This is a genomic window from Streptomyces sp. NBC_00212, from assembly GCF_045206365.1.
Lineage (GTDB): Bacteria > Actinomycetota > Actinomycetes > Streptomycetales > Streptomycetaceae > Streptomyces.
Map to the genome: position 1 here is coordinate 3,348,625 of NZ_CP108115.1, position 18,496 is coordinate 3,367,120.

Sequence of the window (18,496 nt, forward strand, 5' to 3'; positions counted from 1 at the left end):
CTACGCGCGTAGGACTTCAGCGGTTACGCTCGTGCGCGTAATTCTTCTTTACCGGGGGAAAACCCCCGGACCCGGCCGGACAGTCACCGGGCGGGACGACGTTCCTTCGCGAGGCGAGAGACTCAGTGAACGCATCTGCCACCCCGGACCTGCTCCAGGACCCCCACGCCGCCGCCGACGCCGCCGCCGCGCGCCTGCGCGAGCTCACCGGCGCCGAGACCCACGACGTCGCCCTGGTGATGGGCTCCGGCTGGGCGCCGGCCGTCGACGCCCTCGGCGCCCCCGAGGCCGAGTTCCCCGTGACCGAGCTGCCCGGCTTCCCGCCGCCGGCCGTCGAGGGACACGGCGGCAAGATCCGCTCGTACAAGATCGGCGACAAGCGCGCGCTGGTCTTCCTCGGCCGTACGCACTTCTACGAGGGCCGCGGCGTCGCCGCCGTCTCGCACGGTGTGCGCACCGCCGTCGCCGCCGGCTGCAAGACCGTCGTGCTGACCAACGGCTGCGGCGGTCTGCGCGAGGGCATGCGCCCCGGCCAGCCGGTCCTCATCAGCGACCACCTCAACCTGACGGCCACCTCGCCGATCATCGGCGCCAACTTCGTGGACCTCACCGACCTGTACTCGCCGCGCCTTCGCGCGCTGTGCAAGGAGGTCGACGAGACCCTGGAAGAGGGCGTCTACGTCCAGTTCCCCGGCCCGCACTACGAGACCCCGGCCGAGATCAACATGGTCCGCGTGCTCGGCGGCGACCTGGTCGGCATGTCGACCGTGCTCGAAGCCATCGCCGCCCGCGAGGCCGGCGCGGAGGTCCTCGGGATCTCGCTCGTCACCAACCTCGCCGCCGGCCTGACCGGTGAGCCGCTCAACCACGAAGAGGTGCTCCAGGCGGGCCGCGACTCGGCGGCGCGCATGGGCGAGCTGCTCACCCGGGTACTCGACCGCATCTGATCCCCTTTTCGCGAAAGGCTGACAACGTGACGCAGGACCTGATCGCGCGGGCCCAGGCCTGGCTGGCCGAGGACCCCGACAGCGAGACGCGCGAGGAGCTCGCGAAGCTCATCGAGAGCGCGGACGCCGAGGAATTGGCCGCGCGGTTCAGCGGCACGCTGCAGTTCGGCACCGCCGGGCTGCGCGGCGAGCTGGGCGCCGGGCCGATGCGGATGAACCGTTCGGTCGTCATCCGGGCCGCCGCCGGGCTCGCCGCGTACCTGAAGGCGAAGGGCCTGGATCGGGAGGGTGAGCGCGAAGCGCTCTCGGTTGAGGGTGGTGGTGGGCGACGGGCGGGCGGGCTCGTCGTCATCGGCTACGACGCCCGCTACAAGTCCGCGGACTTCGCGCGGGACACGGCGGCCGTCATGGTCGGCGCCGGCCTGAAGGCGGCCGTCCTGCCCCGGCCGCTGCCGACGCCCGTACTCGCCTACGCCATAAGGCACTTGGGCGCCGTGGCCGGCGTCGAGGTGACGGCCAGTCACAACCCGCCGCGGGACAACGGCTACAAGGTGTACCTCGGCGACGGCTCGCAGATCGTGCCGCCCGCGGACGCGGAGATCGCCGCCGAGATCGACGCGGTCGCCTCGCTGCACGACGTACCGCGGCCCGAGAGTGGCTGGGAGGTGCTCGGGGACGAGGTCCTGGACGCCTATCTGGCGCGTACGGACGCGGTGTTGACCCCCGGGTCGCCGCGCACCGCGAACGTCGTCTACACGGCGATGCACGGCGTCGGCAAGGACGTGCTGCTCGCCGCGTTCGCGCGGGCCGGGTTCCCCGAGCCGGTCCTCGTGGCCGAACAGGCCGAGCCCGACCCGGCGTTCCCGACGGTCTCCTTCCCCAACCCGGAGGAGCCGGGCGCGATGGACCTGGCGTTCGCGACGGCCCGCCGCGCGAACCCCGACATCGTGATCGCCAACGACCCGGACGCCGACCGCTGCGCGGCCGCGGTCAAGGACCGGGACGGCGAGTGGCGGATGCTGCGCGGCGACGAGGTCGGCGCGCTGCTCGCCGCCCACCTGGTCACCAAGGGCGTCTCCGGCGTGTTCGCCGAGTCGATCGTGTCGTCCTCGCTGCTCGGCCGCATCGCCGAGGCCGCGGGGCTCGGCTACGAGGAGACGCTCACCGGGTTCAAGTGGATCGCCCGCGTGGACGGTCTGCGCTACGGCTACGAAGAGGCGCTCGGCTACTGCGTCGACCCCGAGGGCGTGCGCGACAAGGACGGCATCACGGCCGCCCTGCTCGTCGCCGAGCTCGCCTCCGTCCTGAAGGAGCAGGGCCGCACGGTCCTGGACCTGCTTGACGAACTGGCTCTGGCGCACGGCCTGCACGCCACCGACCAGCTGTCGGTCCGCGTCGAGGACCTCACCGTGATCTCGGACGCGATGGCCCGGCTGCGCGAGCAGCCGCCGACCGCGCTCGCCGGTCTCGCCGTCACCAAGGCGGAGGACCTCACGGAGGGCACCGAGCAGCTGCCGCCCACCGACGGCCTGCGCTACTACCTGGAGGGCGCCCGGGTGATCGTGCGCCCGAGCGGCACCGAGCCGAAGCTCAAGTGCTACCTGGAGGTCGTGGTCCCGGTCGGCTCGGCGGACGCCCTGGACGCGGCCCGCGCCAAGGGCGCCGAGCTGCTCGCCGGCATCAAGAAGGACCTCGCGGCGGCCGCCGGCATCTGACGGACGGCACGCGACAGAGTGGGGCGGTGGTCAATCGACCACCGCCCCACTCCCGCTTTCGAGTGATTTCGTACGGCAGTTGACGCAGCGGTGCGGCATTCGGCGGGCACTTGCGAGAAAGGGTGACCCGTACCTCTCGCCGTGCCCGAGCCAAGGAGCTGTCGCCGTGTCCCCGACCGCACCGTCACCGGCGTCGACCACGGTCGGTCGCCGTCCCGTCCCCGCCGCCCGCCGGCACCCGGCCCCGCGCGGCACGGCCGGCCGGCCGCCGGCCGGGGAGCGGGCGCGCACCGCCCTTCGGTACGCCGGGCCCGCGCTGCTCGGCTATCTCGCGGTCCGCCTCTTCGGGCTGCTCGTCCTCGCGAAGTGGGCGCACGTGCGCCACCACGGGATCTGGCCGACGCTCGCCACGTCCTGGGACTCCAACTGGTACCTCGGCATCGCCGACCACGGCTACGTCCACTCGCTGCACACCGGCCAGCTGAACAACCTGGCCTTCTTCCCGCTGTACCCGTGCCTGGTCAAGGCGGTCGCGGCCGTCACGCCGGGCTCGCGGGCCAGCGTCGGGCTGCTGCTCGCGATCGGGTGCTCGCTGGTCGCCGCGTGCGGCGTGTTCGCGGTCGGCGACCGCCTGCACGGCCGCCGCACGGGCGCCCTGCTCACGGTGCTGTGGGCGGCGCTGCCGGTCGGCGTCGTCCAGTGGATGGGCTACACCGAGTCCCTGTTCACCGCGCTCACGGCGTGGGCGCTGTACTGCGTGCTGACCCGGCGCTGGGTCTGGGCGGGCTCCCTTGCGGCACTCGCGGGCCTGACCCGCCCCACCGGCATCGCGATCGCGGCCGCGGTCTCACTGACCGCCCTCGTGGCCCTCGTACGCACTCGGGAGTTCGACCGGCGCCTGGTGCTCGGCGGTCTGCTCGCACCGGCCGGCTGGTGCGGCTACGTGGCCTGGGTGGGGCTGCGGCTCGGCCGCTGGGACGGCTACTTCGCGGTGCAGAAGGTGTGGGACAACGAGTGGGACGGCGGCATCGGCACCCTGCGCGACATGCGTTCCCTCCTCGTGTACGCGAACCGGCCGCCGCTGTTCCTGGTCCTGGTCACGCTGGTCCTGATCCTGTCCGGCGCGCTGTACCTGCTGTCGCTCGCCGATCGCCAGCCGATGGTCCTGCTGGTGTTCACCGGGGCGCTGCTCCTGGTCGTCCTCGGCAGCGGCGGCGTCTACTTCCCGCGGGCCCGCTTCCTGGTCCCCGGATTCCCGCTGCTCCTGCCGGTCGCGCTCGCGCTGGCGCGGGCCCGCCCCACGGTCACCGCCCTGGTGCTCGGCGCCGCCACCCTGTCCTCGGCGTGGCTCGGCGCGTACATGCTCCTGGTGTGGCCGGGCCCGCCGTGACCCGGGTCAGCCGATGGCGAGCAGGACGACGAACAGGACCGCCCCCGCCACCGCGGGCGCGATGACCTCGTACGCCCAGCGGACGCCGACCGCGCCCTGTGCGCTCTCGCGCGAGGCGCCCTGTTCGGCGAGCTCGCGCAGGTCCCGGATGGACTGGTCGGTGGGCGCCGTGCGCGCCTTGGCGTCGGTGACGTCGGCCGTGACCGACACGCCGATCTGCCCGTCGACCGTGGCGTCCCGCACCTGACGACGGGCGGCCCGCTTGCGCTGGCGCAGCGAGACGGGGATCGCCCACAGCTGGTACTTCCCGCCGGACTGGTCGAAGACCTCGCTGGAGTACCCGGCCCGCACGTCCGCCACGGACGCCCAGGGCAGCGTGATCGTACGGAACGGGTTGCGCACCAGGAGCCGGTCGGCGCTCGCGAACACCGCGGGGCGGAAGCTGAAGGCGACGATCAGCGGCACCGCGCACAGCAGCACGGCGAGCGCCAGCCAGGGGGCGTTGCCGTGGCCCTGGAGCACGGCGTCGACGCCGAGCCAGATACCGATCGCAAGCAGCAGCGCGCCACCGGCGATACCGGCGGGTGAGCGGTAGGTCCGGTCGGCGTAGGCCGGCTCGGCGGGCGGCGTGGGGCTCGTCATGGCCCGATTCTGCCTCACGCCCCCCGCGGCCGGTTTTCCGCGTGCGGCGGCGCGTGACAGAGCTCACCCCCGCTCACCTGAGCCCCGGGGGCTGTACAGGCAGCTACGCGCGTAGATATGCTCATCTGGTGACCATGCCCACCAATGCACCAGCAGCTGCCTTCGCCGACGCGACCGCGTCCGACGGCGCGCTGCGCCGCTTCCTCCACGGGCTCCCCGGCATCGACCCGGTGGGCCTGGAAGCTCGCGCCGCGTCCCTCGGTACCCGCTCGATCAAGACCTCGGCCAAGGCGTACGCCATCGACCTGGCCATTTCGATGATCGACCTGACGACCCTGGAAGGCGCGGACACCCCGGGCAAGGTCCGGGCGCTCGCCGCCAAGGCCGTCCACCCCGACCCGACCGACCGCACCACCCCGCACACCGCCGCCGTCTGCGTCTATCCGGACATGGTGGCGACCGCCAAGGAGGTGCTGAAGGGCTCCGACGTCAAGGTCGCGTCCGTCGCCACCGCCTTCCCGGCGGGCCGCGCGGCGCTGCCGGTCAAGCTCGCGGACGTACGGGACGCGGTCGCGGCCGGCGCCGACGAGATCGACATGGTGATCGACCGGGGCGCGTTCCTGGCCGGTCACTACCTCAAGGTGTACGAGGAGATCGCGGCCGTCCGCGCCGAGTGCGGCGACAAGGCCCGCCTCAAGGTCATCTTCGAGACCGGTGAGCTGTCGACGTACGACAACATCCGCCGCGCCAGCTGGCTCGGCATGATGGCCGGCGCCGACTTCATCAAGACCTCCACGGGCAAGGTCGCGGTCAACGCCACCCCCGCCAACACCCTCGTACTGCTCGAAGCCGTACGGGACTTCCGCGCCCAGACGGGGACGCAGGTCGGCGTGAAGCCGGCCGGCGGCATCCGCAACACCAAGGAAGCCATCAAGTTCCTGGTCCTGGTCAACGAGACCGTGGGCGAGGACTGGCTGGACAACCACTGGTTCCGCTTCGGCGCCTCCTCGCTGCTCAACGACCTGCTGATGCAGCGTCAGAAGCTGGCGACCGGCCGCTACTCCGGCCCCGACTACGTGACGGTGGACTGATCACCATGGCAATGGAAAAGAAGACGGCCGCGTTCGAGTACGCGCCCGCGCCCGAGTCGCGCTCGGTCGTCGACATCGCCCCCTCCTACGGCCTGTTCATCGACGGCGAGTTCACCGAGGCCGCCGACGGCAAGGTCTTCAAGACCGTCTCGCCGTCCACCGAGGAGGTCCTGTCCGAGGTCGCCCGGGCCGGCGCCGAGGACGTGGACCGGGCCGTGAAGGCCGCCCGCAAGGCGTTCGAGAAGTGGTCGGCGCTGCCCGGCTCCGAGCGCGCCAAGTACCTGTTCCGCATCGCCCGGATCATCCAGGAGCGCAGCCGCGAGCTGGCCGTCCTGGAGACCCTGGACAACGGCAAGCCGATCAAGGAGACGCGCGACGCGGACCTCCCGCTGGTCGCCGCGCACTTCTTCTACTACGCGGGCTGGGCCGACAAGCTCGACCACGCCGGGTTCGGAGCCAACCCGCGCGCCCTGGGCGTCGCGGGCCAGGTCATTCCGTGGAACTTCCCGCTCCTGATGCTGGCCTGGAAGATCGCCCCGGCGCTGGCCACGGGCAACACGGTCGTCCTGAAGCCCGCCGAGACCACGCCCCTGTCGGCGCTGTTCTTCGCGGACATCTGCCGCCAGGCGGGCCTGCCCAAGGGCGTCGTCAACATCCTCACCGGGTACGGCGACGCGGGCGCGGCCCTGGTCGAGCACCCGGACGTGAACAAGGTCGCCTTCACCGGCTCGACCGCCGTCGGCAAGGCCATCGCCCGCTCGGTGGCCGGCACGTCCAAGAAGGTCACCCTGGAGCTGGGCGGCAAGGGCGCCAACATCGTCTTCGACGACGCCCCCATCGACCAGGCCGTCGAGGGCATCGTCACCGGCATCTTCTTCAACCAGGGCCAGGTCTGCTGCGCGGGCTCGCGCCTCCTTGTCCAGGAGTCGATCCAGGACGAGTTGCTCGACTCGCTCAAGCGCCGCCTGTCCACGCTGCGCCTCGGCGACCCACTGGACAAGAACACCGACATCGGCGCGATCAACTCGGCCGAGCAGCTGGCCCGGATCACCGCGCTCACCGAGACCGGCGAGGCGGAGGGCGCCGAGCGCTGGACCGCGCCGTGCGACCTGCCCTCGGCCGGCTACTGGTTCGCCCCGACGCTGTTCACGAACGTCACCCAGGCGCACACCATCGCCCGCGACGAGATCTTCGGCCCGGTCCTTTCGGTGCTGAGCTTCCGCACCCCGGACGAGGCCGTCGCCAAGGCCAACAACAGCCAGTACGGCCTCTCCGCCGGCATCTGGACGGAGAAGGGCTCGCGCATCCTCGCGGTCGCGAACAAGCTCCGCGCCGGCGTCGTCTGGGCCAACACGTTCAACAAGTTCGACCCGACCTCGCCGTTCGGCGGCTACAAGGAGTCGGGCTTCGGCCGCGAGGGCGGCCGGCACGGCCTGGAGGGCTACCTCGATGTCTGAGACTCCGACGCGGCTGAGCGTCTTCAAGACCTACAAGCTGTACGTGGGCGGGAAGTTCCCGCGTTCCGAGAGCGGCCGGGTGTACGAAGTGGTCGACAGCAAGGGCAAGTGGCTGGCCAACGCGCCCCTCTCCTCCCGCAAGGACGCGCGGGACGCGGTCGTCGCGGCCCGCAAGGCGTTCGGCGGCTGGGCGGGCGCGACCGCGTACAACCGGGGCCAGGTCCTCTACCGCATCGCCGAGATGCTGGAGGGCCGCAAGGACCAGTTCGTGCGCGAGGTCGCCGAGGCGGAGGGCCTGTCCAAGTCCAAGGCCGCCGCGGTCGTGGACGCGGCCATCGACCGCTGGGTCTGGTACGCGGGCTGGACCGACAAGATCGGCCAGGTCGTGGGCGGGGCGAACCCGGTGGCGGGCCCGTTCTTCAACCTCTCCACCCCCGAGCCGACCGGCGTCGTCACGGTCCTGGCCCCGCAGGACTCGTCCTTCCTGGGCCTGGTCTCGGTCGTCGCCCCCGTCATCGCGACCGGCAACACCGTGATCGTGATCGCCTCCGAGAAGGCGCCGCTCCCGGCGCTCTCGCTCGGCGAGGTGCTCGCCACCTCGGACCTGCCCGGCGGCGTGGTCAACATCCTGTCCGGCAAGACCGCGGAGATCGCGGCGCCGCTGGCCGCGCACCAGGACGTCAACGCGATCGACCTGACGGGCGCCGGCACCGACCTGGCGCGCGACCTGGAGATCGCGGCGGCGGACAACCTCAAGCGCGTCGTGCGCCCCAAGGCCGTGGACTTCACCGCGGACCCGGGCACCGACCGCCTCACCGCGTTCCTGGAGACCAAGACGGTCTGGCACCCGACGGGTTCGCTGGGCGCGTCCGGCTCCGCGTACTGAGTCAACTCCCTTGAAGCCCCCGTCAGTTGGACCGGCGGGGGCCTCAGGCACGCCCCGGTCCCGAATGCGGGGCGCGGGCTCAGCCGGGCAGCAGCCCCGCGGCCCGGCCGGTGAGGGGGAGGTCCTTGAGGGCGCCGCCGCTCGTAACCGGGCTCGTCGCCATCGCCGTGGAGACGGGCTTGAAGTCGGCGACCTGGGTGCCCACGCCGTTGTCCAGCGGGTCGACCCCGGTGTTGGCCAGCGGGTCGAGCCGCAGCGTCTTCGCGGGCGCGATCGCGTAGCCGGTCGCCCCGGTGACCCCCTGCGCGGCCGCCGCGAGGTCGGTGGCCATCGCGTTCTGGCCCGCCGCGGGAGCCTCGGGCGCGGGCGCGGCCTGCGCTGCCGAACCCGCTCCGGCCAGGGCCGCGCCGACCGCGGTGACGGTGAGCCCGGCCCGCAGCAGCGCCCGGTGACGCAGGGCCCTGGCGGGGTTGGGGGCCTCGTGATGTCCCATGGGATCCCACTCACTCTCGTACGGAAGATGCGTAATCACGCGATCACGAAGCGTAGTTGAGATGTGATACTCGATACCAACGGCCTCCCCGAGGGGTACCACTCCCGGGTGCATGGCTCACACTGGTGTCCCGTGAGTTCATCTGCCATTGCGACGCGCGTCGTCCTGCTGTCGGGGCCCTCCGGCTCCGGCAAGTCGTCCCTCGCCGCCCGCACGGACCTGCCCGTGCTGCGCCTCGACGACTTCTACAAAGAAGGGGACGACCCGACCCTGCCGTTGGTGGCGGGCAGTTCGGACATCGACTGGGACTCCCCGCTGTCCTGGGACGCGGACGCCGCCGTCCGCGCCATCACCGAGCTGTGCCGCACGGGGCGCACCGCGGTGCCGGTCTACTCGATCGCGACGAGTTCCATCACCGGCACCACCGCGCTCGGCATCGACCGCACCCCGCTGTTCATCGCGGAGGGCATCTTCGCCGCCGACATCGTGACCCGCTGCCAGGAGCTCGGGGTGCTGGCGGACGCGATCTGCCTGCGCGGCCGGCCCTCCACGACCTTCCGCCGCAGGCTGCTGCGCGATCTGAAGGAGGGCCGCAAGTCGGTGGCGTTCCTGCTGCGCCGCGGCTGGCGCCTGATGCGCGCCGAGCGCGCGATCGTCGCCCGCCAGACGGCGCTCGGCGCCCACCCCTGCGGCAAGGAGGAGGCGCTCGGCCGCATCGCGGGCGCGGCGGCCGGCCGCTGCCGCACGGCGGCGGCCGCTTAGCCGAAGGCGTACGAAATGAAGCGGCGGGGCCGATTGGCCCCGCCGCTTCCCCCGTTACCCCCGTGAGTGGCCCCCGTGTCCCCCGCGGACCACCCGCGTCCCTCCCCCAGACCTTCAGGCCACCAGCTCGCCGAAGGACTCCTCCTCGTCACGGCCGAAGCTGAGGACCTCGTCCTCGCGCAGCCGGCGCAGCGAGCGCCAGATGCTGGACTTCACCGTGCCGACACTGATGTCGAGGATGTCCGCGATCTCCGGATCCGTACGACCCTCGTAGTAGCGCAGCACCAGCATCGTGCGCTGCAGTTCGGGAAGGCGGGCCAGCGCCTGCCAGAGCACCGCGCGCAGTTCGGTGCCGCGCATCGCGTCCGTGTCGCCGGCCGTCTCCGGCAGCTCCTCGGTCGGGTACTCGTTGAGCTTGCGCCGCCGCCAGGCGCTGATGTGCAGATTGGTCATCGTGCGGCGCAGATAGCCGCCGACCGCCGCCTTGTCGCTGATGCGGTCCCAGGCCCGGTAGGTGGAGAACAGGGCGCTCTGCAGCAGGTCCTCCGCCTCGTAGCGGTCGCCGGTCAGGTGGTAGGCGGTCGCGTACAGGGAGGCGCGGCGCTCCTGGACGTAGGCGGTGAACTCCGCCTCCGACAGGCTCGTCCGCTCCCCCGTGACCTCCCGGTACGCCGCCTCCCCGCTGCTCCCCCCGTTCACGGCCCCCGCGACCGGAACCGAAGGGGCGTCAATCACCGTCATGTACGACAGGTGCTGACGCCCGGTGCCGCGAGCACACCCCCGCACACTCGTGGCACCGGACTTCTCGCTCCGTACGACGTCGTGGAGACGCGTCACAACTGCGCTGGAGTTGGTGCTGTGCAGTGCGTTCATCTCGCGCCCCCGTCGGTGGAGTCTGTTTCACTCGGCGTGCTTGGTTACGAGGAAGAGCTTGCCCGGGCAGTTTCATGGAGGTGTCCGTCGACTGTCACAGGGGCGTCACAGCGCCCCCTTCGCACGTAGTTGCGGGCCGGAGGCCGGACGGGGGTCGTGCTCCTCTCCCCCATGGGCCAGAATGACCTCTGTGCCTTTCCTGTTGCTGATCGAGGACGACGACGCCATCCGCACGGCCCTCGAACTCTCCCTGTCACGCCAGGGCCACCGTGTGGCCACCGCGGCGACGGGAGAGGACGGCCTGAAACTGCTGCGCGAGCAGCGGCCGGACCTGATCGTGCTGGACGTGATGCTGCCCGGGATCGACGGCTTCGAGGTGTGCCGCCGGATCCGGCGCACCGACCAGCTGCCGATCATTTTGCTGACCGCGCGCAACGACGACATCGACGTGGTGGTGGGCCTGGAGTCCGGCGCCGACGACTATGTGGTCAAGCCGGTCCAGGGGCGGGTCCTCGACGCCCGGATCCGGGCCGTCCTGCGGCGCGGCGAGCGGGAGGCCACCGACTCGGCGGCGTTCGGCAACGTGGTGATCGACCGGGCCGCGATGACCGTCACCAAGAACGGCGAGGACCTCCAACTCACGCCCACCGAGCTGCGGTTGCTCCTCGAACTGAGCCGCCGCCCCGGCCAGGCGCTGTCCCGCCAGCAGCTGCTCCGGCTGGTGTGGGAGCACGACTACCTCGGCGACTCCCGGCTCGTCGACGCCTGTGTGCAGCGGCTGCGCGCCAAGGTCGAGGACGTGCCGTCCTCGCCGACGCTGATCCGTACCGTCCGTGGCGTGGGCTACCGCCTGGACACCCCCTCGTGAACCCGTCGCACCACCCCCGTACCCCCGATAAGCAGGGCAAGTGAAGCGAGCGATACTCGCCGGTCTGCGCTGGACCAGTCTGCGGCTGCGCCTCGTCGTGGTGTTCGCGCTCGTCGCGCTGACCGCGGCCGTCTCCGCGTCCGGCATCGCGTACTGGCTCAACCGCGAGGCCGTCCTGGTCCGTACGCAGGACTCGGCGCTCAACGACTTCCGGCAGGGCATGCAGAACCGGGCCGCCTCGCTGCCGTTGCAGCCGGTCGAGCACGATCTGCAGGTGGCCGCCAAGCAGATGGCGGACAGCAGCAACTCGCGTTACAACGTGCTGCTCGTGGCCGAGCGCGCCCCCGGCAAGCCGATCGTCGGGGCGTCGAACGTGGACGGCTTCACGCTCGACGACGTACCCGCCTCGCTGCAGGACGCGGTCAACAAGAAGCAGAAGGTCACCGACGCCAACGCCTACCCGTACCACCTGTTCTGGCAGCGGATCACGCTGCACGGGCACCCGTATCTGGTCGGCGGCACGAAGATCATCGGGGCCGGGCCGACCGGCTACATGCTGGCCCCGCTCGACCAGGAGCGGCGCGATCTCAACTCCCTCGCCTGGTCGCTCGGCATCGCCACCTTCCTCGCGCTGCTCGCCTCGGCGCTGCTCGCGCAGGCTGCCGCCACCACCGTGCTGCGGCCGGTGCAGCGGCTCGGTGACGCGGCGCGCAGGCTCGGCGAGGGCAAGCTCGACACCCGCCTCAGGGTCTCCGGCACGGACGAACTAGCCGATCTCTCAAGGACGTTCAACCGGACGGCCGAGAACCTGGAGAAGAAGGTCACCGACATGAGCGCGCGCGAGGAGGCCAGCCGCCGCTTCGTCGCGGACATGTCGCACGAGCTGCGTACGCCGCTGACCGCGCTCACCGCCGTCGCCGAGGTCCTCGAAGAGGAGGAGGACACCCTCGACCCGATGATCGCGCCCGCCGTGCGCCTCGTGGTCTCCGAGACCCGGCGGCTGAACGTCCTGGTCGAGAACCTGATGGAGGTCACCCGCTTCGACGCGGGCACGGCCCGCCTGGTCCTGGACGACGTGGACATCGCCGACCAGATCACCGCGTGCATCGACACCCGGGCCTGGCTGGACGCCGTCGAACTGGACGCCGAGCGCGGCATCATGGCCCGCGTCGACCCGCGCCGCCTCGACGTCGTCCTCGCCAACCTGATCGGCAACGCCCTCAAGCACGGCGGCTCGCCGGTCCGGGTCGCGGTCCGCGTCGAGGGCGACGAACTGGTGATCGCGGTACGCGACCACGGGCCCGGCATCCCCGAGGACGTACTGCCGCACGTCTTCGACCGGTTCTACAAGGCCAGCGCCTCGCGGCCGCGCTCCGAGGGCAGCGGGCTCGGCCTGTCCATCGCGATGGAGAACGCGCACATCCACGGCGGCGACATCACCGCCGCCAACTCTCCCGAAGGCGGCGCCGTGTTCGTGCTGCGGCTTCCGCTGGACGCCACCGAGCCCGCCACCGCCGAGACGCCGGAAGGGGGCGCGGAGCAGTGAGAGGACGACTTCTCCGGGCAGCCGCCGCGCTGGCCGGGCTGCTCACGCTGGGCGGCGCCGCCACCGGCTGCGGCATCCGGCCCACCTCGGTCCCGGTCGACGCGGGCCCGGCGCCGTCCCGGGTGCCGTGCGAGGTGCCGGACGGCGCGGTCGCCCCGCAGTTCGAGGGCGTCACCGTGCAGGTCTATCTGGTGTGCGGGGCGCAGTTGGTCACGACCCAGCGTTCGGTACGGATCCCGGAGAGCAGGGGGGCCGAGGACCGGCTCCGCTTCGCGCAGGCGCTGCTCGACGAGCTCATGGCCCAGCCGTCGGGCGACGAGAAGGACGCCGGGTTCACCACCGAGGTCAAGGCCCCGCTCACCGTCACGGCGGCCCACAAGAACGACCCGGCGGGCGCGCTGCGCCTGAGCCGCAACCCGGAGGACCTCTCCGCGCTCGCCCTGTCACAGGTCGTCTGCACGTACGCGGAGAACACCCCGACCGCGCCCGGCAGCCAGCAGGTGGTGCTCGGCGGCCCCGGCGAGGACCCGGCCCGCGGCTACACCTGCACCTCGGAGATGAAGTCCCGGCCGGACAGCGCGGCCACCCTCGGCGACATCCCCCGCCCCACCCGCACGTAGCGGGTGCCCGGTGGGCGGCCCGCGGGCGGGTAAACGGAATCACCCGTCCGCGGCGGAACCGTTCCCGCCGCGGGCGGCGTCTTGGGGGGCGTGCAGCAGCGTCATGGTCAAGGCGGCAGCGCCGTCATCCGGTTCCGCGTGGTGGGGTTCGTCCTCCTCCTCGCGCATCTGCTGCTCGTGGCGTGGACCTCGCTGCGGCCACGGGACGTGATGTGGGTGACGGCCACCAATCTGACGCCGCTCGCCGGTATCAAGGCCGATCTGGCGCTCGGCCCCCTTGAGGCCGCCCACCAGATCGGCGAGGGTCTGCTGCTGCTCGCCCCGCTGGGGGTGCTGCTCCCGATGGTCGGCGGCCGCCTCCAGGTCTCCCCGCTCGCCTCCCTGGTACGCACCGTGCTCGCCGGAGCGCTGATCTCGCTCGGCATCGCCCTGCTGCAGACGGCCGTGCCCGGCCAGGTCCCCGATGTGGACTCGCTGCTCCTGAACACCACCGGCGTCGCGCTCGCCCACCTCGCCGTGGTGCCGGCCGGACGACGGGGCCTGCGCCGCAGGAACGAGCGCGAGCGGCCCGCCCCCGTCCTTCGGGAGGAGTCCCCTCAGGGGCGTACCCCGACGATTCCCAGGGTCGGGATCGCTCCTTAGCCCGATGGTTCGCCCGCGTTCCGGGCGGGAGCATGGAGACATCGCAAGGGAGCCCCCAAGAAGCGGCTCCCCACTCCAGCTCCGAAGGAGCCCGCCATGAGCGCCCCTCTTGTCCGCCCGACCGAAGGCCGCCGGATCGGCGGGGTGTGCGCAGCGCTGGCACGGCGTTTCGGCACCTCCGCGACCACGATGCGCGTGATCTTCCTCGTCTCGTGCCTGCTGCCGGGACCCCAGTTCCTGATCTACCTGGCGATGTGGGCCCTGATCCCCGGCGAGAAGTCGCCGCGCGCCGCTTGGTAAGCAGAGCCCGTGCCGGTCAGTCCTTGACGGTCCGGGCCAGCTTGTCGAGCTGCCGGTCGGCGACCTCGTGCGGCACGGTCACCGTCGCGGGCGCCCGCCCGGACAGGTTGATCGCCATGAACCGCACGACGGTGGCGCCCTGGCGCACCACCACGATGTGCACCGGGGCAGGCGCCCCCTGGGCGAGCGCGGACGCCGTCCAGCTGACCGACTCGTCGCCGTTCACCGCGTACGGCACGGCACGCACATCCCGGTAGGCGGCCCTGCGGCCGTCGAGGACCGTGGTGAATTCCTTGCCGCAGCGGGCCAGCGCCGTCCTCAGCTCTGTGATCAGGTGCTTCGCGTCCGGTGTCGCGTACGCGGACAGCGAGGCCGATACCGCGAGGCCCGGCGTCCGCCGTGAGCCGAGGCCCCGGCTCACCGTCGCGCGGGCCCGGTCGTCGGGCGCCTCGCCCATCACCTCGGCGAGCGGTGCGCACGCGGCGCGGTCGGCGATCGGGGCGTCCCGGGTCGCGTCGGGCGAGGGATCGCCGGAGATCTCGTATCCGGGCACGTCACCTGCCTCAAGTGCCGCCCGCCGCAAGGCAGTTGGCGTCCGGTGCCGGCCGCTCACGGATTCGACCGGGCCGTCCAGGGGCCCGGTGCACGCGGCGCCGAGCAGCGCGGTCAGGGTGAGCACCGCCGCACGGGCGCATGCCTTCGGACGCATGATCCAGACCCTACTCACACACCACCGGGGCGCACACCCGGCTCACGGGTGTGCGCCCCGGCAGGGCGTGAGGCGGGCTCAGCCGGTGAGGCCGCCGGGCAGGGTGGCGGCGCCGGAGAGGTTGCTCGCCACCGGGCCGGCCGGCACTCCGCCGAGCAGGCTGCCCACCGGGTCGCTGCTGTACTGCTGCTGGACGGCCGGGGTCTTCTTGGGGGTGGCCGCGGGCAGCGCCTTGCCGACGGTGCCGACCGGGGTCCCCGTGGTGACGGTCGACAGTGGTCCCAGGTTCGGAAGCGCCGGGACGGCGGACGCCGTCCCGGCGGCAGCGGCGGCGAAGGCGACACCGAGAGCAACGACACCGAGCGTCTTGGCAGACTGCTTCATCAGAAATATGTCCTTGGGGTGGGAAAGGTGAGCGACTCGTCAAGCTAGTCAGCCGACCACCCGGGCCGCAAACACAGGAAAACGGCCGTGAGTTCACACTCACGGCCGTTTTCCTATATCTAAGATCAGCCGCCCGCGACCGCAGAACCGCTGGTCGTAGCGGTCTGCTGGAACAGCCATTCGGACTTCAGCTCGGCATATCCGGGCTTGATCACGTCATTGATCATGGCCAGTCGTTCATCGAAAGGAATGAATGCTGATTTCATCGCATTGACCGTGAACCACTGCATGTCCTCCAGCGTGTAGCCGAAGGCATTCGTCAGGTGCTCGAATTCCTGACTCATGCTGGTGCCCGACATCAGCCGGTTGTCCGTGTTCACGGTGGCCCGGAAGTGCAGCTTGCGGAGGAGCCCGATGGGGTGGTCGGCGTAGGAAGTGGCGGCGCCGGTCTGGAGGTTCGACGTCGGGCACATCTCCAGCGGGATCCGCTTGTCGCGGACGTACGAGGCGAGCCGGCCCAGTTTCACGCTGCCGTCGTCGGCGACCTCGATGTCGTCGATGATGCGCACCCCGTGGCCGAGCCGGTCGGCGCCGCACCACTGGAGCGCCTGCCAGATCGACGGCAGGCCGAAGGCCTCGCCGGCGTGAATGGTGAAGTGGTTGTTCTCGCGCTTGAGGTACTCGAAGGCGTCGAGGTGGCGGGTGGGCGGGAAGCCGGCCTCGGCGCCCGCGATGTCGAAGCCGACGACGCCCGAGTCCCGGTAGAAGTTGGCGAGTTCGGCGATCTCCAGGGCGCGGGCCGCGTGCCGCATCGCGGTGAGCAGCGCGCCCACCCGGATGCGGTGGCCGTTCGCGCGGGCCCGCCGCTCGCCTTCGCGGAAGCCCGCGTTGACCGCCTCGACGACCTCTTCGAGAGTGAGCCCCTGCTCCAGGTGCTGCTCGGGCGCGTAGCGCACCTCGGCGTAGACGACACCGTCCTCGGCGAGGTCCTCGGCGCACTCGGCGGCGACGCGGAACAGCGCGTCGCGGGTCTGCATGACGGCGCAGGTGTGCGCGAAGGTCTCCAAGTACCGTTCCAGGGAGCCCGAGTCGGCGGCCTCGCGGAACCAGATGCCGAGCTTGTCGGCCTCGGTCTCGGGCAGTCCCGTATATCTGGTCGCTTCGGCGATGTCGATGATGGTCCCGGGTCGAAGACCCCCGTCGAGGTGGTCGTGGAGCAGCACCTTCGGGGCACGGCTGATCTGATCCGGGGTGGGTACGGATGCGGTCTGGCTCGTCATCTGCGCACTCTAGCCCCTACGCGCGTAGATCACCGGGCGTCCGTACGCCGTCGATACGTAACAGTGACCGTGCAGACGGGTGGAGTACACCCCGGCTTCTGAGACTGTTCTGCCATGGCACAGCAAGCGATTCCCCTGCCTGCTGCCCGGCTGGGACGGGCCGTCGGGGCGACCGGCGCCGGCGCGACGGTCAGCGGTGTGGTCCTCGTGCTCCCGGACGGCGACCCCGTCTCGGCACGCCGGCCCTCCCCCATCGCGTACGCGGCCGCCCTGCCGCTGGCCCGCAGGCTGGCCCGGGACGGCCGCGAGGAGGGCCTGGTGGCACACGCCGTGCACTACCGCGGCCAGGGCTGGAACGGCGGCGACGCCCGGCTCGCCACGGACGCCGACTGGGCCGCGGACGAGGTCGTACGGCGCTACGGAGACGTGCCCGTGTGCCTGGCCGGGCACGGCATGGGCGGCCGGGCCGCGCTGCGGGCGGCGGGCCACCCGGCCGTCAACTCCGTTCTGGCGCTGGCCCCTTGGATCCCCGAGGACGATGTGGCGGCCGAGCTGGAGCCCGTGAAGCAACTGGTGGGCCGGCGCGTGATGATCGTGCACGGTACGAATGACGCGCGCAGCGACCCGGAGCTGTCCTATCGGCTCGCCGAGCGCGTCAAGAAGGCCAACCGGGACACCTGCCGCTTCGAGGTGCACTCGGACGGCCACGCGCTGCGCCAGCACCGGCCCGAAGTCCACGCGCTGGCCGTCGACTTCGTCTTCGGCACGCTGTTCTCGCACCCATACGCCCGCCCGGTCACGGACGCGTTCGCCGCGCCGCCGCCGCTGGGCCTGCGGATGCCGCTGGCCGTCGGCTTCGGCAAGTCCCTCAACAAGTCCCCCAATAAATAAGGGAGTTGCTCGGCACGCGAATGAGCTACTCGGGGATCAGCTTCCCCCGCCGGGACAGCAGGAAGGACTTGAAGGCGGCCACCGGCGGGGTGTCCGGGTGGCCGTCCAGCCAGGCGACCCCGATCTCGCGGACCGCGCGCGGGGCGGTGACGGTCAGCTCGACGACGCCCGGCCGGGCGACCGCGGGCGGCGGAAGGAGCGCCACGCCGAGCCCGGCCGCGACCAGGCCGCGCAGCGTCTCGGCCTCCTCGCCCTCGAAGGCGATGCGCGGCGCGAACCCGGCCTCCGCGCACAGGTCGTCGGTGATGCGGCGCAGGCCGTAGCCGGGCTCCAGGGTCACGAAGGTCTCGTCGGCCGCCTCCGCGAGCCGCACCCGCTTGCGGCCCGCGAGCCGGTGGTCGTCGGGCACGACCAGGCGCAGCCGCTGCTCGTCCAGACGCCGGGCCGCGAGGTCCGGCGCGTCCGGCACCGGCGAGGTGAGGCACAAGTCGAGCTCCCCGGCCCGCAGCCGCTCGATCATCGCCTCGCCGTAGTTCTGTACGAGGGTGAAGCGGATGCGGGGGTGGTCGACCCGGAAGGCGCGGATGAGGCCCGGCACGGTTTCGGAGCCCATGGTGTGCAGGAAGCCGAAGGCGACCTTGCCGGCGGCCGGGTCGGCGTCGGCGCGCACCGACTCGGCGGCCCGGCCGACCTCCGCCAGCGCCCGCTCCGCGGAGCCGAGGAAGGTGCGGCCCGCGGCGGTCAGCGAGACCGTGCGGCCCTTGCGCGCGAACAGGGCGACGCCCAGGTCCTCTTCGAGCCGGACCATGGCGCGCGACAGGGTCGACTGGGGCACGCCGAGCTCGTGGGCGGCGCGGGTGACGTGCTCGTGCCGGGCCACCCCGGCGAAGTAGGCGAGGCGCGGCGCGAGTGCCATGGCCATGTCTTCTTCGTAACTGTTCAATGACACGCGCCTCTCTGACCTCAGCTAATGCATACGTGGATCGATTGTCGCCCATCT

Annotated in this window: 20 protein-coding genes; 13 read left to right on the plus strand and 7 right to left on the minus strand. The window is 71.8% G+C overall.

The features are described from left to right. Nucleotides 1-125: 125 nt before the first annotated feature. From OHA17_RS15115 to OHA17_RS15125, 3 genes are all read left to right on the plus strand, one after another. Entirely contained in the window at nucleotides 126-947 is an 822-nt protein-coding gene (locus OHA17_RS15115) for a purine-nucleoside phosphorylase (protein WP_053728284.1), read from the plus strand. A 26-nt stretch (nucleotides 948-973) separates the two neighbouring features. Further along, nucleotides 974-2,662 carry a phospho-sugar mutase gene (locus tag OHA17_RS15120; protein ID WP_406507097.1) on the plus strand — a complete coding sequence of 563 codons (1,689 nt, stop codon included), beginning with the start codon at nucleotides 974-976 and terminating at the stop codon, nucleotides 2,660-2,662. A gap of 166 nt (nucleotides 2,663-2,828) precedes the next feature. After that, nucleotides 2,829-4,052 carry a hypothetical protein gene (locus tag OHA17_RS15125; protein WP_406507098.1) on the plus strand — a complete coding sequence of 408 codons (1,224 nt, stop codon included), beginning with the start codon at nucleotides 2,829-2,831 and terminating at the stop codon, nucleotides 4,050-4,052. Nucleotides 4,053-4,058: 6 nt separating this feature from the next. Here OHA17_RS15125 and OHA17_RS15130 read toward each other — a convergent pair whose 3' ends face one another. Further along, nucleotides 4,059-4,694: a PH domain-containing protein gene (locus OHA17_RS15130; RefSeq protein ID WP_406507099.1), complete on the minus strand. Its 636-nt coding sequence runs from the start codon at nucleotides 4,692-4,694 to the stop codon at nucleotides 4,059-4,061. 134 nt (nucleotides 4,695-4,828) lie between these two features. Between OHA17_RS15130 and deoC the strand changes: the two genes are divergently transcribed. The 3 genes from deoC to OHA17_RS15145 are packed head-to-tail and all read left to right on the plus strand — an operon-like array spanning nucleotide 4,829 to nucleotide 8,128. Then, nucleotides 4,829-5,785, plus strand: a complete 957-nt coding sequence (gene deoC / locus OHA17_RS15135; RefSeq protein WP_406510720.1) for a deoxyribose-phosphate aldolase — start codon at nucleotides 4,829-4,831, stop codon at nucleotides 5,783-5,785. Nucleotides 5,786-5,796: 11 nt separating this feature from the next. Then, a complete protein-coding gene (locus tag OHA17_RS15140) occupies nucleotides 5,797-7,242 on the plus strand; it encodes an aldehyde dehydrogenase family protein (protein WP_406510721.1) in 1,446 nt (481 codons plus the stop codon). Then, the gene (locus OHA17_RS15145) at nucleotides 7,235-8,128 is read left to right on the plus strand and encodes an aldehyde dehydrogenase family protein (RefSeq protein ID WP_406507100.1); all 894 of its coding nucleotides are present in this window, start codon (nucleotides 7,235-7,237) and stop codon (nucleotides 8,126-8,128) included. The genes OHA17_RS15140 and OHA17_RS15145 overlap by 8 nt, the downstream gene beginning before the upstream one ends. 79 nt (nucleotides 8,129-8,207) lie before the next feature. Here the strand turns inward: OHA17_RS15145 and OHA17_RS15150 are convergent, their stop codons facing one another. Beyond that, nucleotides 8,208-8,621, minus strand: coding sequence for a hypothetical protein (locus OHA17_RS15150; RefSeq protein ID WP_406507101.1), 414 nt, complete (start codon nucleotides 8,619-8,621; stop codon nucleotides 8,208-8,210). 66 nt (nucleotides 8,622-8,687) lie between these two features. On the opposite strand from OHA17_RS15150, the gene OHA17_RS15155 reads away from it, so the two are divergent. Continuing rightward, the gene (locus OHA17_RS15155) at nucleotides 8,688-9,383 is read left to right on the plus strand and encodes a uridine kinase (protein ID WP_398882112.1); all 696 of its coding nucleotides are present in this window, start codon (nucleotides 8,688-8,690) and stop codon (nucleotides 9,381-9,383) included. 114 nt (nucleotides 9,384-9,497) lie between these two features. On the opposite strand, the gene OHA17_RS15160 is transcribed toward OHA17_RS15155, so the two are convergent. Continuing rightward, on the minus strand, nucleotides 9,498-10,256 hold the full coding sequence (locus tag OHA17_RS15160; RefSeq protein ID WP_406507102.1) for a SigE family RNA polymerase sigma factor: 759 nt from the start codon (nucleotides 10,254-10,256) through the stop codon (nucleotides 9,498-9,500). Between the two features lie 190 nt (nucleotides 10,257-10,446). Between OHA17_RS15160 and afsQ1 the strand changes: the two genes are divergently transcribed. The 5 genes from afsQ1 to OHA17_RS15185 all read left to right on the plus strand — a co-directional run bounded on the left by afsQ1 (nucleotide 10,447) and on the right by OHA17_RS15185 (nucleotide 14,232). Continuing rightward, nucleotides 10,447-11,124, plus strand: coding sequence for a two-component system response regulator AfsQ1 (gene afsQ1 / locus OHA17_RS15165; protein ID WP_174248559.1), 678 nt, complete (start codon nucleotides 10,447-10,449; stop codon nucleotides 11,122-11,124). Nucleotides 11,125-11,164: 40 nt separating this feature from the next. Next, entirely contained in the window at nucleotides 11,165-12,670 is a 1,506-nt protein-coding gene (locus OHA17_RS15170; RefSeq protein WP_406507103.1) for an ATP-binding protein, read from the plus strand. After that, nucleotides 12,667-13,290, plus strand: coding sequence for a hypothetical protein (locus tag OHA17_RS15175; protein ID WP_398882072.1), 624 nt, complete (start codon nucleotides 12,667-12,669; stop codon nucleotides 13,288-13,290). Before OHA17_RS15170 ends, OHA17_RS15175 begins: the two co-directional genes overlap by 4 nt. Nucleotides 13,291-13,380: 90 nt before the next feature. Beyond that, nucleotides 13,381-13,932 (plus strand): VanZ family protein, encoded by a 552-nt coding sequence (locus OHA17_RS15180; RefSeq protein WP_398882073.1) that lies wholly within the window; start codon nucleotides 13,381-13,383, stop codon nucleotides 13,930-13,932. Between the two features lie 96 nt (nucleotides 13,933-14,028). Then, the gene (locus OHA17_RS15185; RefSeq protein WP_053728299.1) at nucleotides 14,029-14,232 is read left to right on the plus strand and encodes a PspC domain-containing protein; all 204 of its coding nucleotides are present in this window, start codon (nucleotides 14,029-14,031) and stop codon (nucleotides 14,230-14,232) included. Between the two features lie 16 nt (nucleotides 14,233-14,248). Here OHA17_RS15185 and OHA17_RS15190 read toward each other — a convergent pair whose 3' ends face one another. From OHA17_RS15190 to OHA17_RS15200, 3 genes are all read right to left on the minus strand, one after another. Then, nucleotides 14,249-14,941 (minus strand): hypothetical protein, encoded by a 693-nt coding sequence (locus OHA17_RS15190; RefSeq protein WP_406507104.1) that lies wholly within the window; start codon nucleotides 14,939-14,941, stop codon nucleotides 14,249-14,251. 78 nt (nucleotides 14,942-15,019) lie between these two features. Further along, entirely contained in the window at nucleotides 15,020-15,325 is a 306-nt protein-coding gene (locus OHA17_RS15195; protein ID WP_398882077.1) for a hypothetical protein, read from the minus strand. Nucleotides 15,326-15,450: 125 nt separating this feature from the next. Beyond that, entirely contained in the window at nucleotides 15,451-16,605 is a 1,155-nt protein-coding gene (locus tag OHA17_RS15200) for an adenosine deaminase (RefSeq protein ID WP_406507105.1), read from the minus strand. Nucleotides 16,606-16,719: 114 nt separating this feature from the next. Between OHA17_RS15200 and OHA17_RS15205 the strand changes: the two genes are divergently transcribed. Beyond that, nucleotides 16,720-17,496 (plus strand): alpha/beta hydrolase, encoded by a 777-nt coding sequence (locus tag OHA17_RS15205; RefSeq protein ID WP_406507106.1) that lies wholly within the window; start codon nucleotides 16,720-16,722, stop codon nucleotides 17,494-17,496. Nucleotides 17,497-17,521: 25 nt separating this feature from the next. Here the strand turns inward: OHA17_RS15205 and OHA17_RS15210 are convergent, their stop codons facing one another. Continuing rightward, nucleotides 17,522-18,418 carry a LysR family transcriptional regulator gene (locus OHA17_RS15210; protein WP_053728304.1) on the minus strand — a complete coding sequence of 299 codons (897 nt, stop codon included), beginning with the start codon at nucleotides 18,416-18,418 and terminating at the stop codon, nucleotides 17,522-17,524. Between the last annotated feature and the right edge of the window lie 78 nt (nucleotides 18,419-18,496).

Coding starts and splice junctions, on each gene's coding strand:
- OHA17_RS15130 (WP_406507099.1), bottom strand. CDS start 4,694: ATGACGAGCCCCACGCCGCCCGCCGAGCCGGCCTACGCCGACCGGACC.
- deoC (WP_406510720.1), top strand. CDS start 4,829: ATGCCCACCAATGCACCAGCAGCTGCCTTCGCCGACGCGACCGCGTCC.
- OHA17_RS15140 (WP_406510721.1), top strand. CDS start 5,797: ATGGAAAAGAAGACGGCCGCGTTCGAGTACGCGCCCGCGCCCGAGTCG.
- OHA17_RS15145 (WP_406507100.1), top strand. CDS start 7,235: ATGTCTGAGACTCCGACGCGGCTGAGCGTCTTCAAGACCTACAAGCTG.
- OHA17_RS15150 (WP_406507101.1), bottom strand. CDS start 8,621: ATGGGACATCACGAGGCCCCCAACCCCGCCAGGGCCCTGCGTCACCGG.
- OHA17_RS15160 (WP_406507102.1), bottom strand. CDS start 10,256: ATGAACGCACTGCACAGCACCAACTCCAGCGCAGTTGTGACGCGTCTC.
- OHA17_RS15185 (WP_053728299.1), top strand. CDS start 14,029: ATGAGCGCCCCTCTTGTCCGCCCGACCGAAGGCCGCCGGATCGGCGGG.
- OHA17_RS15190 (WP_406507104.1), bottom strand. CDS start 14,941: ATGCGTCCGAAGGCATGCGCCCGTGCGGCGGTGCTCACCCTGACCGCG.
- OHA17_RS15195 (WP_398882077.1), bottom strand. CDS start 15,325: ATGAAGCAGTCTGCCAAGACGCTCGGTGTCGTTGCTCTCGGTGTCGCC.
- OHA17_RS15200 (WP_406507105.1), bottom strand. CDS start 16,605: ATGACGAGCCAGACCGCATCCGTACCCACCCCGGATCAGATCAGCCGT.
- OHA17_RS15205 (WP_406507106.1), top strand. CDS start 16,720: ATGGCACAGCAAGCGATTCCCCTGCCTGCTGCCCGGCTGGGACGGGCC.
- OHA17_RS15210 (WP_053728304.1), bottom strand. CDS start 18,418: ATGGCCATGGCACTCGCGCCGCGCCTCGCCTACTTCGCCGGGGTGGCC.